Genomic DNA, 14,688 nt, shown 5'->3' on the forward strand with positions numbered 1-14,688 from the left:
GACAGGGTGTCAGATGGCGGTGCCGGGCGCCCGGGGTTCACCCCGACCGGACGCCCGGGAGCGACGGGCGAGCCGGGCGGGCCGGGCGCGTCAGGAGTTCAGATACGTCAGCACGGCCAGCACCCGGCGGTGGTCGCCCTCGCTGGGCGAGAGCCCCAGCTTCAGGAAGATGTTGCTGACGTGCTTCTCCACCGCACCGTCGCTGACCACCAGCTGCTTGGCCACGGCCGAGTTGGTCCGCCCCTCCGCCATCAGCCCCAGCACCTCGCGCTCGCGCGGCGTCAGCCCGGCCAGCACGTCCTGCTTGCGGCTGCGGCCCAGCAGCTGCGCCACCACCTCCGGGTCCAGGGCCGTACCGCCCCGCGCCACCCGGACCACCGCGTCCACGAACTCGCGGACCTCCGCCACCCGGTCCTTCAGCAGATAGCCGACCCCCCGGCTGGACCCGGCCAGCAGCTCGGTGGCGTACTGCTCCTCCACGTACTGCGAAAGGACCAGCACCCCGATTCCCGGATACTCCTTACGGAGCAGCACGGCCGCGCGGACGCCCTCGTCCGTGTGCGTGGGCGGCATCCGCACGTCGGCGACCACCACGTCGGGCAGCGCGTCCTGCCCGGCCAGCTCACCGATCTTCCTGATCAGCGCCTCGGCGTCACCGACGCCCGCGACCACCTCGTGCCCCAGATCGGTCAGCAGCCGGGTGAGCCCTTCCCGGAGCAGTACCGAATCCTCGGCGATGACCACGCGCACCCTGTCCTCCACCACGACGCTGAATCCCCCACTGCTCGCTGTTGCACCCGTTGTGCCTCCTCGCCCCAGCATCCCAGACACGCGACGGCCCGGCCGTGGCACGGCCGGGCCGGGAGACGGGTGCGGTCAGCCGCGCCACGGGAGTTCGGCGGTGATCCTGGTGGGTCCGCCGGCGGGGGAGTCGACCACGAGGACGCCGTCCACCGCGTCCAGCCGCTCGGCCAGCCCCGCCAGCCCGCTGCCCGAGGCCACGTCGGCGCCGCCGCGCCCGTTGTCATCGACCTGGAGCAGCAGCCGGTCCTCGCTGCGCCAGACCTCGACGGTGGCGCGGGTGGCGCGGGAGTGCTTGGAGACGTTCTGGAGGAGTTCGGAGACCGTGAAGTAGGCGATGCCCTCGATGGCCTGCGCCGGACGGGACGACAGATCCACGTCCACGGTGACGGGCACCGTGCAGCGGGACGCCACCGCGGAGAGGGCGGCGTCGAGTCCGCGGTCGGTGAGGACGGCGGGGTGGATGCCGCGGGCGAGGTCGCGCAGTTCCTGGAGGGCGACCTTCACCTCGCCGTGGGCCTCGTCGACCATGCGTGCGGCGGCCTCGGGGTCGTCGGCCAGTTTCTCCTTGGCGAGGCCGAGGTCCATGGCGAGGGCGACCAGGCGGGCCTGGGCGCCGTCGTGCAGATCGCGTTCGATCCGGCGCAGGTCGGCGGCGGCCGTGTCGACCACGACCCCCCGGTCCGACTCCAGCTCCGAGACGCGCGAGGCCAGCCGGGACGGGCCGAGCAGCCCGCTCACCATCAGCCGGTCCACCGAGACCAGCCCCCGGATCACCCACGGCGTGATCAGCACGAGCAGCAGTCCGGCGGCGCTGGTCACGGCCAGCTCGAAAGGCGAGTCCAGATAGATCTGGTGCGTGCTGTCCCCGTACAGCTGGATGCCGTCCGTCCCCGCGTAGGCCGGGAAGACCCAGTGCCACAGCGGATACGTCAGGGCGCCCCAGCCCTGCGTCCACAGGGCCACCGAGACACCGAAGCCGAAGACCGCCCAGGGCAGGTGGAGCAGCGTGTAGAGCAGGTGGCGCCAGGACACCCCGCTCTTCAGGACCGCGCCGACCCAGGACATCAGACCGCCGGCCCGGCCGCGCACCGGCGCGGGATCGGCCACCTCCAGCCGCAGCAGGCCGCGCGCCCGCGCCCGCTCCACCGCGCCGAACCCCCGGCACATGGCCAGACCGGCCGCCAGCAGCGGGATACCGATGAAGGTGATGATCAGACCGGCGCTCAGCGAGACCATCGAGACGGCGAAGGCGAACATCACGATGCTGATCGGCAGGCTCAGCAGCAGATAGCCGAACTCCCGCCAGGTCCGGCCCTCGAAGGGCGCCCGCAGCAGCGGCGGCAGCACGTGCCGCCGCGTGTCCCGGTCCCGTCCGTACCCGGTGTCCGGCCGCTGGGGGGCCCGCGTGTCCGGTCCGTATGCCGTGGCCATGGGGTTCCGTCCGTTTCTGCCGAGTCCGCCGGGGCGGCCGTTTCCGTCGTGTTCCAGAGTGCCGGGGGAGGGACGCGCCCACCATGAGGGCCGTATCCCTCTTCGACCGGGGGTTTTCCCTACCCCGGGAAGAGCGTCGGGGGAGGGAGGGTCGTGCAGGTGGGAGCGGTCGGCCCGTTTCGGGCCGTGGGGGCGGTCGGCCCGTTTCGGGCCCGGCGGTGCGCCCGTCTCAGGCGCGGGCGGTACGCCCGGAGGCGGCGTCGCGCTCGCTCTCCCGGCCGCGCCAGGGCAGCTCGGCGGTGACCGTGGTCGGCCCGCCCGCCGGAGATTCGAGGACGAAGAGCCCGTCCACGGCGCCCAGCCGTTCCGCGAGGCCCGCCATCCCCGTACCGCCCTCCAGCGACGCACCGCCGCGCCCGTCGTCGGTGACCTGGAGCAGCAGACGGTCCTTGGCGCGCCAGACCTCGACGGTGGCGCGGGTGGCGCGGGAGTGTTTGGAGACGTTCTGGAGGAGTTCGGAGACCGTGAAGTACGCGATGCCCTCGATCGCCGCCGCGGGCCGGCCGGGCAGATCGACGTTCACCGTCACGGGGACCGTGCAGCGGGAGGCGATGGCCGACAGCGCGGCGTCGAGTCCGCGGTCGGTGAGGACGGCGGGGTGGATGCCGCGGGCGAGGTCGCGCAGCTCCTGGAGGGCGACCTTCACCTCGCCGTGGGCCTCGTCGACCATGCGTGCGGCGGCCTCGGGGTCGTCGGCCAGCTTTTCCTTGGCGAGGCCGAGGTCCATGGCGAGGGCGACCAGGCGGGCCTGGGCGCCGTCGTGCAGATCGCGTTCGATCCGGCGCAGGTCGGCGGCGGCCGTGTCGACCACGACCCCCCGGTCCGACTCCAGCTCCGCGATCCGGCGCTCCAGATCGTCCGAGGGCGAGAGCAGCCCGCGCACCATCGCCCGGTCGGCGTTGGCGAGGAACCGCGCGACGAACGGGAGCACCGGCCACAGGACGAACAGCCCCACCAGCGTCACCGCGAACGTCACCACGCCCCACGGCAGCCGTATGAACGAGTACAGCGCCGCGCGCCAGCCCACCGGGTCCATCAGGCTCGACCACAGCCAAGCGAAGAAGCCCTGGTCGTGCCGGGCCCGGGAGAGCGCGCTCGGTTCCTCCACCCGCACCCCGAGCAGCCCCCGCGCCCGCGCGCGCTCGGCGCGTCCCAGCAGCCGGGCGCCCTGCAGGCCGAGCGCGAGCAGCGGCAGACCGACCACGGTGACCGCGAGCCCGGCACCGATGCTGATCATCAGCATCGTGTAGACGAAACCCGCGATCGCCATCGGAAGGTTGGAGAGGAGATGCGCGATCTCCTTCCACGTCCACCGGTCGAACGCGAAGCGGGCGGGCGGCGGCCCGTCGGGGACGGGCACCTGGGGGCTCATGGTCATGCGTCCAGCCTGCCGGGCCGGGCCCCCCGGCGCCATGGGGTTCGTGGGTGGGGGCGAAGTGGGGATAACCCCACCAGTTGCCCGACGCAACTGCTTACCGTCCCTTTACAGGGCCTAGACTCCCGTGCGTACAGATCGTCGAACAGGTTTGAGGGAACGAGGGGGCGGACGTGACGGACGTGCCGGGATCGGCCGTTCTCGCCTCGGACTACTTCCGCGGCTACTCGGTGGTCGGACTGCTCGCCGTGATCGGCGTGCTCTTCGTCGCCGTCGCCTTCGCGGCCGGCCGGCTGCTGCGGCCCGTGGTGCCGACGCGCGAGAAGTTCCTGACGTACGAATGCGGCGTGGACCCCGTGGGGGACGGCTGGGCGCACACCCAGGTCCGCTACTACGTCTACGCCTTCCTGTACGTGGTCTTCGCGGTCGACTCGATCTTCCTGTTCCCCTGGGCGACCGTCTTCGCCGCGCCCGGCTACGGCGCGACGACGCTCGTCGAAATGTTCATCTTCCTCGGTTTCCTGGCCGTGGGACTGCTCTACGCATGGAAGAAGGGCGTCCTCGAATGGACGTGACGAGCCCGTCGTCCACCGGGGCGGGGGACGAACCCGCCGCCGTACCGACGTTCCTGCCGGAACCCAAGCGCCTCGGCGTCCTGTCCCGGCTCGCCCCCGAGCCGATGAAGGTCGTCCTCAACTGGGGCCGCCGCTACAGCCTCTGGGTCTTCAACTTCGGACTCGCCTGCTGCGCCATCGAGTTCATCGCCGCCTCCATGGCGCGCCACGACTTCATCCGCCTCGGTGTGATCCCCTTCGCGCCGGGCCCCCGCCAGGCCGACCTCATGATCGTCTCCGGCACGGTGACGGACAAGATGGCCCCTGCCGTGAAGCGCCTCTACGAGCAGATGCCCGAGCCCAAGTACGTCGTCTCCTTCGGCGCCTGCTCCAACTGCGGCGGCCCGTACTGGGACTCGTACTCCGTGACCAAGGGCGTCGACCAGATCATCCCCGTCGACGTCTACGTCCCCGGCTGCCCGCCCCGCCCCGAGGCGCTCCTCCAGGGCATCCTCAAGCTCCAGGAGAAGATCGCCCGCGAGTCCCTGGGCGAGCGCTACGGACGGCCCGCCGCCGGCCCGTCCACCGCGGCCCTCCGCAGCGGCCTGGTCACTCCGCCGCCCGCCCCGGCCGAGGAGGAGACCCCGTGACGACTCCCGCCGCCCCGGCAGAGGTGTACGGAAGGCTGCCCGACGCGGCCGGGGAGATCTTCGGCGAGGGCGCGACCGCCGAGCGGGCCTACGAACTGCTGACCGTCGACGTCCCGTCCGCCTCCTGGACCTCCGCTCTGGAGACCGCCCGCGACACCCTCGGCTGCACCTACTTCGACTGGCTGAGCGCCGTGGACGAACCGGGCACCGGCTTCCGCGTCTGCGCCCATGTCGCGGCGCTGCCGGGCGAGGGCACCGGCGTACGCCGGCTGCTGCTGCGCACGACCGTGCCGCACGAGGCCGCCGTCCTGCCGACGGCGACCGGTGTGTACGCGGGCGCCGCCTGGCACGAACGCGAGACCCACGAGATGTTCGGCATCGGCTTCGAGGGCCACCCGCACCTCGTCCCGCTGCTGCTCCCCGAGGGGTTCGAGGGCCACCCCCTGCGCAAGGACTTCGTCCTGGCCGCCCGCGTGGCCAAGGCGTGGCCGGGCGCCAAGGAGCCCGGCGAGTCCGAGCACGGCGGGCCCAAGCGCCGCACGATGCTGCCCCCCGGCGTGCCCGACCCGAACGAATGGGGCCCCCTGAAGGGCCAGCTTCCGCCCGCCCCGGCCCGCCCCGCCCGCGCCGCGCGCACCGCCCCGGGCGACCGCCCGCCGCGCCGCACCCGCACCACGGCCGACGCCACCCCGGCCGCGCCCGACACCGCCCCCGCCGAGGCCCCGGCCCCCCGCCCGCGCCGCAACCGCAGCGCCTCGCAGGGCTCGGCCAGCCAGCAGCCGGAGACCGGGGACACCACGCCCGGCACGGCGACGGGGGCCGAAGCGCCGACAGGCACACCCCCGGAGGCCACCAGGCCGACGGACGCGGTCCCGGGGTCCGGGACGCCGGCGGACGCGGTCGCGGGGGGCGGGACGAGGGCCGACGCGGTTACGGAGAACGGCACGGCGACGGATGCGGTCGCGGGGTCCGGGAAGCCGGCGGGCGCCGCTCGGCGCACTGCCCGGCCCGTTCCGCCCGGCGCGGACGCGCCGTGGCACGATGCCCGCCCCGCGTTCGACGAGCCGTCCGGACCTTCTCAGCCCCTCCGGCGTTTGAGGAGCGGGGGTCCGGGGGCGGAGCCTCCGGTTCGGGAAGGGGCGGGTAGGGGAGAAGCCCAGCGCAGCGACACCCCGGACACGCCCGCCGCACGGGCCCCCGAGGCCCCGCCGGCCCCCGAGGCCGCACCGGCCTCCCAAGCCACCCCGGCCCCTGAATCCGCACCGGCCCCCGACTCCACCCCGGCCCCCGACTCCGCACCGGACACGGATACCCCGGACGCGGACACCCCCCCGACCCCCCGAACCCCCGACCCCGGAGGCGACCCCGAGTGAACGACGTACTGGACGTCGCCCTCCGCCTCGTCATCGTGTTCGCGGTGTTCATGGTCCTGCCGCTCGTCGTCGGGCAGACCGAACACAAGGTCATGGCGCACATGCAGGGCCGCCTCGGCCCCATGTACGCCGGCGGCTTCCACGGCTGGGCCCAGCTCGTCGCGGACGGCGTGAAGTTCGCGCAGAAGGAGGACATCGTCCCGGCCGAGGCCGACCGACGGGTCTTCCAGCTCGCGCCCGCCGTCGCGCTGCTCCCGTACCTCCTCGTCCTCGTCGCCGTCCCGATCGGCCCCGGCGAGGGCGCGGTCGGCCAGGTCCTCGACGCGGGCATCTTCTTCGTGCTCGCCGTGATGGGCGTCGGCGTACTCGGCTCCCTCATGGCCGGCTGGGCCTCCGCCAACAAGTTCTCCCTGCTCGGCGGCCTCCGCACCGCCGCCCAGCTGCTCGCGTACGAACTGCCGATGCTCCTCGCCGCCGCCTCCGTCGCGATGGCGGCCGGAACGGTCTCGCTGCCCGGCATTCTCGACGCCTTCGAGTGGTGGTGGCTGCCCTGGCAGATCACCGGCGCCCTGGTCTTCTTCGTGGCCGGCCTCGCCGAACTCCAGCGCCCCCCGTTCGACATGCCCGTCGCCGACTCCGAGATCATCTTCGGCGCGTACACCGAGTACACCGGATTGCGCTTCGCGCTCTTCCTGCTCGCCGAGTACGCCGGCATCGTCGTGCTCTGCGGACTGACCACCGTCCTCTTCCTCGGCGGCTGGCACGGACCGCTCGGCGCCGACGGACTCGGCTGGGTCTGGACCCTGCTGAAGACCGGCATCCTCGCCTTCGTCGTCATCTGGCTGCGCGTGACCTACCCGCGCCTGCGCGAGGACCAGCTGCAGAAGCTCGCCTGGACCGTCCTCATCCCCCTCGCCCTCGCGCAGATCGCGCTCACCGGCATCGTGAAGGTGGCGATCAACTAGTGGCCGTACCGCCCCCGCCCTCCCGGCCCCGCATCCCCGGCGCGGGCCTGGCCAAGGGCCTCGCCGTCACCCTGCGGACGATGACGAAGAAGACCGTCACCGCCCAGTACCCCGACGTGCAGCCCGAACTCCCGCCCCGCTCCCGGGGCGTCATCGCGCTGTTCGAGGAGAACTGCACGGTCTGCATGCTCTGCGCCCGCGAGTGTCCCGACTGGTGCATCTACATCGACTCCCACAAGGAGACCGTGCCCGCCGCCGTCCCCGGCGGGCGCGAACGCAGCCGCAACGTCCTCGACCGCTTCGCGATCGACTTCTCGCTCTGCATGTACTGCGGCATCTGCATCGAGGTCTGCCCGTTCGACGCGCTGTTCTGGTCGCCCGAGTTCGAGTACGCCGAGACGGACATCCTCGAACTCACCCACGAGCGCGACAAACTGCGCGACTGGATGTGGACGGTCCCCGAACCGCCCGCCCTGGACGCAGGTGCCGAGGAACCGAAGGAGATCGCCGCCGCCCGCAAGACGGCCGACAAACTCCGCGCCCAGCGCGAACAGGAAGCCGCCGAGGCCGCCGCCCGTACCGCCGAGGCCGCTGCCGACGACTCTGTTCCCGAACCCGGTCAGGAGGGACAGGAGTGATCACCGCGGCCGGCCACCCCGGCTTCCTCTCCCCGAGCGGGGTCGAGATCGTCTTCGTCCTCGTCGGCATCGCCACCCTCGGCGCCGCCCTCGTGACCGTCACGACCCGGCAGCTCGTCCACGCCGCCCTCTGGCTGATCGTCGCGCTCGGCGGCCTGGCCGTCGAGTACCTGCTGCTGACCGCCGAGTTCATCGCCTGGGTGCAGGTGCTGATCTACGTCGGTTCCGTCGTCGTCCTCCTCCTCTTCGGACTGATGCTCACCCGCGCCCCCATCGGCCGCTCCCCGGACGCCGACTCCGAGAACCGCTGGGCCGCCCTCGCGGTCGCCGTCGCCTCGGCCGGCACCCTCGTCTGGGTCGTCGTGGACGCCTTCCGCACCACCTGGATCGACCTGGACGGGCCCGCCCAGGGCTCCACCGAGGTCACCGGCTCCTTCCTCTTCCGCCACTGGGTCCTGCCCTTCGAAGCCCTCTCCGTCCTCCTGCTCGCCGCCCTCGTCGGAGCGGTCGTCCTCTCCCGCAAGAGCCGCGAGGCCGGGAAGGCCGACGCCCGGAAGGACAACGCCGGGAAGGCCGACGTCCCGAAGGCCGACGTCCGGAAGGCCGACCTCCGGAGCCGAGAGGGGAACAGCTGATGCACCTCGCCTATCCCGCCGTCCTGGCCGCCCTCCTCTTCTGCACCGGGCTCTACGGCGTCCTCGCCCGCCGCAACGCGATCCTCGTCCTGATGTCGGTCGAGCTGATGCTCAACGCCGTCAACCTCAACCTCGTCGCCTTCGACGTCTGGCTCCGCGACACCCTCCACGCCGGACAGGCCCTCACCCTGTTCACCATCGCCATCGCGGCGGCGGAGATCGGCATCGGACTGGCCGTCGTCCTGGCCGTCTACCGCAACCGGGGCAGCTCCGACGTCGACCGCCTCCGCGACACCGCCGAGACCGACGCCGCCGAAGCCCTCCCCGACGACGCGGACGACTCGGACGACACCGACGGCGCCCCCACGGACGACGCGGCCACCGCCGCGGGCACGGCACAGAAGGCAGAGGCCACCGCGTGACCACCACGACCCTCGCCGTCCTCGTCCCCCTCCTCCCGTTCCTGGGAGCCGCGGCCGGTCTGCTGCTCGGCCGCACCGCCCCCGGTTACGTCCGGCCCCTCGCCGTCCTGCCCCCGCTCGTCTCCCTCGTCCTCGCCGTCGTCGTCGCGGCACGCCAGGGCGGCGGCCGGGCCATCGACGCCGCGACCCAGCTCACCCCCACCGGCTCCGTGCCCATCGACCTCGCCCTGCACCTCGACGGCTTCGCCGTCCTCGCAGCCGTCCTGGTCGCCCTCGTCGCGAGCTGCGTGCAGATCTACTCCACCGCCTATCTGCGCGACGACCCCCGCTACCCCTCGTACGCGGCCCTCGTCTCCCTCTTCACCTCCGCGATGCTGCTCGTCGTCTACTCGGGCGACCTGATGGTGCTCTTGGTCGGCTGGGAGATCATGGGCATCTGCTCGTACTTCCTCGTCGGCCACTACTGGGAGACGCCCGAGGCCCGCGCCGCCTCCCTCAAGGCCTTCCTGGTCACCAAACTCGGCGACGTCCCCTTCCTCATCGGTCTGTTCGCCCTCGCCGCCGACACCGGCACCTTCCGGATCACCGGCATCCTGGGCTCGGTCGCCCACGGCGGCCTCGACCACCCCACCGTCATCGCGCTCCTCCTGCTCGCCGGGGTCGCCGGCAAGTCCGCGCAGTTCCCCCTGCACATCTGGCTGCCCGACGCCATGGCAGGCCCCACCCCCGTCTCCGCGCTGATCCACGCGGCGACGATGGTCGCCGCCGGCATCTACTTCGTGGCCCGGCTCCTCCCCGTCTTCGCCGCGTCCGGCGCCGCCCTCGTCGTCCTCGCCGTCATGGCCGCCGTCACGATGATCGGCTCCGGACTCGCCGCCCTCGCCCAGGACGACATCAAGCGCGTCCTCGCGTACTCCACGATCGGCCAGCTCGGCTACATGTCCGGCGCCCTGGCCGTGGGCGACCGGGGGGCCGCCGTCTTCCACCTCCTCTCGCACGGGGCGTTCAAGGCCGTCCTCTTCCTCGCCGCCGGCGTCGTCATCCACGCCGCCGGCACCAACTCCCTGGCCGCCATGTCCCGCATGGGCGGCCTGACCAAGCGCGTCCCCGACGCCTTCTGGACGATGACCGTCGCCCTCCTCGCGCTCGCCGCCATCCCGCCGTTCGCCGGCTTCTTCTCCAAGGAAGCCGTCCTCGTCGCCGCCGAGCACACCGCCCTCGGCGACCGCCACGTCGCCCCGGCCGCCGCCGGCTGGACCGTGCTCGTCGCCGGCCTGCTGGCCGCCCTCCTCACCGCCGCGTACGCCACCCGCCTCTGGCTCCTCGCCTTCCGAGGGCGCGGCACAGAGGCCCCCGACCACGGCGCCCAGCCCGTCGCCATGACCGCGGTCCTCTGGGTGCTGGCCGTCCCCACCCTGGCCTTCGGACTGACCGCAGGCGTCATCACCGACTGGTTCGACGGCCACAGCCTCACCCCGACCCTGACCACCGCCGTGCTCTCCACCGGCGTCGGCCTCGCCGGCGGCCTCGTCACCTACGGCGCCTGGCGCCACACCACGGCACTCGCCGCCCGCACCCCCATGGGCGCGGTCGTCGCCCACCCCGAGGCGGAGCCCGCCCTCGTCGAGATCGAGGCCCTGGAGAGCCACACCGCCGCCTACGGCCCCACGGGCGACGCCCCCGACCCGGCCGACCCCGGCCGGCTGCTCCTGGGCCCCGTCCACCGCCACGCCGCCGCCGGCTTCCACCTGGACGCCCTCTGCACCGCCCTGTTCGTCCGCCCCGTCCAGGCCGCCGCGCGCCTCGTCCGCTTCCTGGACCGCGAAGTCGTCGAGACCTACGTACGCGGCTCCGCCACCGGCGCCCGCTGGCTCGGCACCGCCGTCCGACGCGCCCAGACCGGCAACGTGCAGACCTACCTCAGCGCGCTGCTCGCCGGCTCGCTGGTCCTGGCGGTCGCCGCCGTCGTCCTCGCCAACGTCAACGCCGGGTCGTGAGCCGTGATCGATATCAGTGCGTCCGTGATGCAGTTCCTTCTGGCGTTGGTCGTCGTCGGCCCGCTCATCGGTGCCGTCGCCGCCCTGCTCCCCGCACCCCCCGGACTGAAGGGGCGCAACCCCGACCAGGCCGTGCTGCGCCACGGCGTGACCGTGACCGGCGCGATCCTGCTCGCCACCCTCGTGCTCGCCGCGGGCTTCGACCACGACCACCCGTCCACGATGCAGGCCACCACCGACATCAGCTGGATCCCGGCGCTCGACGTCCGCATCCACCTCGGCATCGACGGCATCTCGCTCCCCCTTCTCGTACTGACCGCGCTGCTGACCTTCCTCTGCGCGCTGTACAGCTACTTCAAGCTGCCCGAGGGCCCCTCCCCGCGGGCATTCGTCGCGCTGATCCTCGTCCTGGAGTCCGGCACCCTCGCCACCTTCGCCGTCCTCGACCTGATCCTGTTCTTCCTGGCCTTCGAGATGGTCCTCATCCCGATGTACTTCCTCATCGCCCGCTGGGGCGGTGCCAGGAGGCAGGCGGCCGCCTGGACGTTCATCCTCTACACCCTGCTCGGCTCCGTCGTCATGCTGCTGGGCCTGCTCCTCGTCGGGCTGAAGAGCGGCACCTTCGACATGGTGGCACTCGCCACTGACAACGGCCGGGGCCTGACTTCGTCCGTGCAGGTCACGGCCGTTCTCGCGATCGGGATCGGGCTGGCGGTGAAGACCCCGATGTGGCCGCTGCACAGCTGGCTGCCGGACGCCCACACCGCCGCCCCGACCGTCGGATCCGTCCTCCTCGCCGGCGTCCTGCTGAAGATGGGAACGTACGGATTCGTCCGCATCCTGCTGCCGGTCGCCCCCGACGGCATGCGGACCTTCGCGCCCTACCTCGCCGCGTTCGCGGTCGCCGGGATCATCTACGGATCGCTCGCCTGCCTGGCCCTCGCCCGGCCCGGCGCCAAGGGCGACCTCAAACGGCTGATCGCGTACTCCTCCGTCGGCCACATGGGCTTCGTCCTCCTCGGCATCGCGAGCATGACCCCCACCGGCGTCAACGGCGCGCTCTTCGCCAACATCGCCCACGGACTCATCACCGGCCTGCTGTTCTTCCTGGTCGGAGCGGTGAAGGACCGGTACGGCACGGCCGACCTCGACACCCTCGCCGGAGCCACCGGCGCCGCCCTCTACGGCCGCGCCCCCCGCCTCGGCGCCCTCCTCGCCTTCGCCGCGATCGCCTCCCTCGGCCTGCCCGGCCTCGCCGGGTTCTGGGGCGAGATGCTCGCCCTGTTCGGCGCCTTCGACCCGGCCGCCGGGCTCAGCCGCCCCGCCTTCCTGACCTTCATGTCCATCGCCGCGTTCGGCACCCTGCTCACCGCCGCGTACCTCCTCGTCGTGGTCCGCCGCGTCTGCATGGGCGCCCACGCCGAGGACACGCGCCCCCTCGCCGACGTGCAGCGCTACGAATTCGCCGCGTGGACCCCCCTCGCGGCGCTCACCGTCCTCGCCGGCCTCTGGCCCGCCGTCCTCCTCGGCCTCACCGACCCGGCCGTGCAGAAGCTCCTCGCAGGAGGCAAGTCGTGATCGTGGCAGCCGCAAGCGCCCCCGGCGCGGCACCCGCCGTCCAGTCCGCGGCCGGCAGCACCGGCAGCCTCGTCCAGTCCGTCGACTGGCTCGCGATCGCGCCCCCGGTCACCGTCGCGGCCGTCGCCCTCGCCGTCCTCGTCGCCGACCTGTTCGTGCCCGACGACCGCAAGCGGTACCTCGGACACGGGGCCGTGGCCGGACTCGTCGCCGCCCTCGCCCTGCTCGTCCCCCTGCGCGACGGCGACCGCTCCACCTTCTGCCTCACCGCCACGGCCCCGGGCGCGGGCCAGGCGTGCAGCTACACCGCCGACCACTTCGCCCTGGTCATCCAGGCGCTCGTGTTCGGCGGCGCCCTGCTCACCGCGCTGCTCTCCCTCGGGGACACCCGCCGCCTCCCGGCCGGGGAGTTCTGGTTCCTGCTGCTCTCCTCCGCCGCCGGCGCCGCCCTGCTGCCCGCCGCCCGCGACCTCGCCACCCTCGTCGTGGCCCTGGAAGTCGCCTCGCTGCCCGCCTTCGCGCTCGTCGGCATCAAGCGCGGCGACCGCCGCTCCTCCGAGGCCGCGCTGAAGTTCTTCCTGTCGTCCGTCGTCGCGACCGCCGTCACGCTCCTCGGCGTCAGCTTCGTGTACGCGGCCACCGGCACCCTCCACCTCACGGAGATCGCCGCCCGGCTCGACGACGTCCCGGGACAGCTCGGCACCCTCGCCGAGGCCGGCGTCGTCCTCACCCTCGTGGGCTTCGCCTTCAAGACCGCCGCCGCGCCCTTCCACTTCTGGGTGCCCGACACCTACATCGGCGCCCCCCTGCCGATCGCCGCCTACCTCTCCGTCGTCGGCAAGGCGGTCGGCTTCTCCGGCCTGATCCTCGTCACCGTGATCGCCTTCCCGGCGTACGCGGACGTGTGGGGCCCCGCCCTCGCCGTCCTCGCCGCCCTCACGATGACCGTCGGCAACGCCGCCGCGCTCCGCCAGCGCACCGACCGCGCCCGCGGCGCCGTACGCCTGCTGGCCTGGTCGTCCGTCGCCCAGGCCGGCTACCTCCTGGTGCCGATCGCCGCCGCCGGATACGCGGGCGAGCGGCAGATCGGCTCCACCGTCGCGTACGCCCTCATGTACGCCGTCGTGAACCTCGGCGCGTTCGCGGTGGCCGCCCTCGTCGCCCGCAGCCACCCCGGCAACCGGATCGACGACTACCGGGGCCTGTACGCCACCCGGCCGCTCGTCGCCCTCGCCCTGGCCTTCTTCCTGCTCTGCCTGGCCGGGCTGCCGCCAGGCATCATCGGCCTGTTCGCCAAGGTCACGGTCTTCTCCGCGGCCGTGGACGCCGGACTGGGCTGGCTCGCCGTGGTCATGGCCGTCAACGTGGTGATCGCCTTGTACTACTACCTGCGCTGGACGGCGGCCCTCTTCCGCGCCCCGGCCGACGCGGTGGCCGAGGGACCCGCTGCGGAATCCGCGCTGGCGCCCGCCGACGCGCCGCGACCTGCGCCGGGACCGCGCACCCCGGCCTCGCTCACCGCCGCGATCGCTCTCACGGCCGTGGCCGGAGTCGTCCTCTCCGGGGCTCCGCAGACCGTCCTCAGGTTCGCATCCGTTCACCTGTTCTAACCGGCTCAGCACCGGGTTTGCCCCGAACGGCTCACACAGGGCAGGGTCATGCCCGCGCACGGCGCGCACCACACGGACACAGAGGAGCCAGAGCAGTGCTGAACGGGTTCAAAGACTTCATCCTGCGCGGAAACGTCGTCTCCATGGCGATCGGTCTCGCCGTCGGAGCCGCGTTCACCGCGGTCGTCACCGGGTTCAGCAACGCCTTCATCGTTCCCGTGATCGGCATCATCACCCGGGGCACGGGCGACTTCAGCAAGGCCCACTTCAAGCTCGACGGAGTGGACTTCCCCTACGGCCTCTTCGTCAGCGCCGCGATCGCCTTCCTGATCACCGCCGCCGTGCTCTACTTCTGCGTCGTCGTGCCCATGGCCAAGGTGCAGGACCGCTTCACCAAGAAGGAGCAGGAGAAGGTCGACATCAAGGCCGCCCTGCGCGACTGCCCCCGCTGCTTCACGGCCATCCCCGCCATCGCCTCGCGCTGCGCCCACTGCACCAGCGAGGTCGAGCCCGACCCCGAGGCCCTGGAGCTCGCCAAGCTCCCCGCCCCGCGCTGACCGGCCGTACGCCCCACCCGTACGGCCTACGGCCCGCCC

At 72.9% G+C, this 14,688-nt stretch carries 14 protein-coding genes; 11 read left to right on the forward strand and 3 right to left on the reverse strand.

The annotated features are described in order from the left end of the window. Nucleotides 1-90 precede the first annotated feature (90 nt). The 3 genes from ACWCXC_RS01555 to ACWCXC_RS01565 all read right to left on the reverse strand — a co-directional run bounded on the left by ACWCXC_RS01555 (nt 91) and on the right by ACWCXC_RS01565 (nt 3,673). Nucleotides 91-750: a LuxR C-terminal-related transcriptional regulator gene (locus ACWCXC_RS01555; protein ID WP_450682435.1), complete on the reverse strand. Its 660-nt coding sequence runs from the start codon at nt 748-750 to the stop codon at nt 91-93. A 126-nt stretch (nt 751-876) separates the two neighbouring features. After that, entirely contained in the window at nt 877-2,235 is a 1,359-nt protein-coding gene (locus ACWCXC_RS01560) for a sensor histidine kinase (protein ID WP_450885933.1), read from the reverse strand. Between the two features lie 229 nt (nt 2,236-2,464). Next, the gene (locus ACWCXC_RS01565; protein WP_450682406.1) at nt 2,465-3,673 is read right to left on the reverse strand and encodes a sensor histidine kinase; all 1,209 of its coding nucleotides are present in this window, start codon (nt 3,671-3,673) and stop codon (nt 2,465-2,467) included. Nucleotides 3,674-3,843: 170 nt separating this feature from the next. On the opposite strand from ACWCXC_RS01565, the gene ACWCXC_RS01570 reads away from it, so the two are divergent. The 11 genes from ACWCXC_RS01570 (at nt 3,844) to mscL (ending at nt 14,649) form a co-directional block, all read left to right on the forward strand. Continuing rightward, entirely contained in the window at nt 3,844-4,245 is a 402-nt protein-coding gene (locus tag ACWCXC_RS01570) for an NADH-quinone oxidoreductase subunit A (RefSeq protein WP_450682405.1), read from the forward strand. Then, nucleotides 4,236-4,874, forward strand: a complete 639-nt coding sequence (locus tag ACWCXC_RS01575; protein ID WP_450682404.1) for an NADH-quinone oxidoreductase subunit B — start codon at nt 4,236-4,238, stop codon at nt 4,872-4,874. Before ACWCXC_RS01570 ends, ACWCXC_RS01575 begins: the two co-directional genes overlap by 10 nt. After that, the gene (locus tag ACWCXC_RS01580; protein ID WP_450885936.1) at nt 4,871-6,247 is read left to right on the forward strand and encodes an NADH-quinone oxidoreductase subunit C; all 1,377 of its coding nucleotides are present in this window, start codon (nt 4,871-4,873) and stop codon (nt 6,245-6,247) included. Before ACWCXC_RS01575 ends, ACWCXC_RS01580 begins: the two co-directional genes overlap by 4 nt. Continuing rightward, nucleotides 6,244-7,212 carry a complex I subunit 1/NuoH family protein gene (locus ACWCXC_RS01585; protein ID WP_450885938.1) on the forward strand — a complete coding sequence of 323 codons (969 nt, stop codon included), beginning with the start codon at nt 6,244-6,246 and terminating at the stop codon, nt 7,210-7,212. Before ACWCXC_RS01580 ends, ACWCXC_RS01585 begins: the two co-directional genes overlap by 4 nt. 80 nt (nt 7,213-7,292) lie before the next feature. Further along, nucleotides 7,293-7,850: a 4Fe-4S binding protein gene (locus ACWCXC_RS01590; protein WP_450886392.1), complete on the forward strand. Its 558-nt coding sequence runs from the start codon at nt 7,293-7,295 to the stop codon at nt 7,848-7,850. Continuing rightward, the gene (locus ACWCXC_RS01595) at nt 7,847-8,485 is read left to right on the forward strand and encodes an NADH-quinone oxidoreductase subunit J family protein (protein ID WP_450885940.1); all 639 of its coding nucleotides are present in this window, start codon (nt 7,847-7,849) and stop codon (nt 8,483-8,485) included. Before ACWCXC_RS01590 ends, ACWCXC_RS01595 begins: the two co-directional genes overlap by 4 nt. Continuing rightward, the gene (nuoK, locus tag ACWCXC_RS01600) at nt 8,485-8,907 is read left to right on the forward strand and encodes an NADH-quinone oxidoreductase subunit NuoK (RefSeq protein ID WP_450885942.1); all 423 of its coding nucleotides are present in this window, start codon (nt 8,485-8,487) and stop codon (nt 8,905-8,907) included. The genes ACWCXC_RS01595 and nuoK overlap by 1 nt, the downstream gene beginning before the upstream one ends. After that, nucleotides 8,904-10,904: an NADH-quinone oxidoreductase subunit 5 family protein gene (locus ACWCXC_RS01605; RefSeq protein ID WP_450885944.1), complete on the forward strand. Its 2,001-nt coding sequence runs from the start codon at nt 8,904-8,906 to the stop codon at nt 10,902-10,904. The genes nuoK and ACWCXC_RS01605 overlap by 4 nt, the downstream gene beginning before the upstream one ends. Before the next feature lie 27 nt (nt 10,905-10,931). Further along, the gene (locus ACWCXC_RS01610) at nt 10,932-12,482 is read left to right on the forward strand and encodes a complex I subunit 4 family protein (RefSeq protein WP_450886394.1); all 1,551 of its coding nucleotides are present in this window, start codon (nt 10,932-10,934) and stop codon (nt 12,480-12,482) included. Further along, on the forward strand, nt 12,479-14,092 hold the full coding sequence (locus ACWCXC_RS01615; RefSeq protein ID WP_450885946.1) for an NADH-quinone oxidoreductase subunit N: 1,614 nt from the start codon (nt 12,479-12,481) through the stop codon (nt 14,090-14,092). Before ACWCXC_RS01610 ends, ACWCXC_RS01615 begins: the two co-directional genes overlap by 4 nt. A gap of 95 nt (nt 14,093-14,187) precedes the next feature. Next, nucleotides 14,188-14,649, forward strand: a complete 462-nt coding sequence (mscL, locus tag ACWCXC_RS01620) for a large conductance mechanosensitive channel protein MscL (protein ID WP_450885948.1) — start codon at nt 14,188-14,190, stop codon at nt 14,647-14,649. Nucleotides 14,650-14,688: the final 39 nt, after the last annotated feature.

The sequence above is a fragment of the Streptomyces sp. NPDC001515 genome, assembly GCF_053597115.1.

Bases quoted from the DNA above. Each gene is read 5' to 3' on its own strand.
- ACWCXC_RS01610 (WP_450886394.1), top strand. From the start codon at position 10,932: ATGCAGTTCCTTCTGGCGTTGGTCGTCGTCGGCCCGCTCATCGGTGCC.
- ACWCXC_RS01565 (WP_450682406.1), bottom strand. From the start codon at position 3,673: ATGACCATGAGCCCCCAGGTGCCCGTCCCCGACGGGCCGCCGCCCGCC.
- nuoK (WP_450885942.1), top strand. From the start codon at position 8,485: ATGCACCTCGCCTATCCCGCCGTCCTGGCCGCCCTCCTCTTCTGCACC.
- ACWCXC_RS01560 (WP_450885933.1), bottom strand. From the start codon at position 2,235: ATGGCCACGGCATACGGACCGGACACGCGGGCCCCCCAGCGGCCGGAC.
- ACWCXC_RS01575 (WP_450682404.1), top strand. From the start codon at position 4,236: ATGGACGTGACGAGCCCGTCGTCCACCGGGGCGGGGGACGAACCCGCC.
- ACWCXC_RS01590 (WP_450886392.1), top strand. From the start codon at position 7,293: ATGACGAAGAAGACCGTCACCGCCCAGTACCCCGACGTGCAGCCCGAA.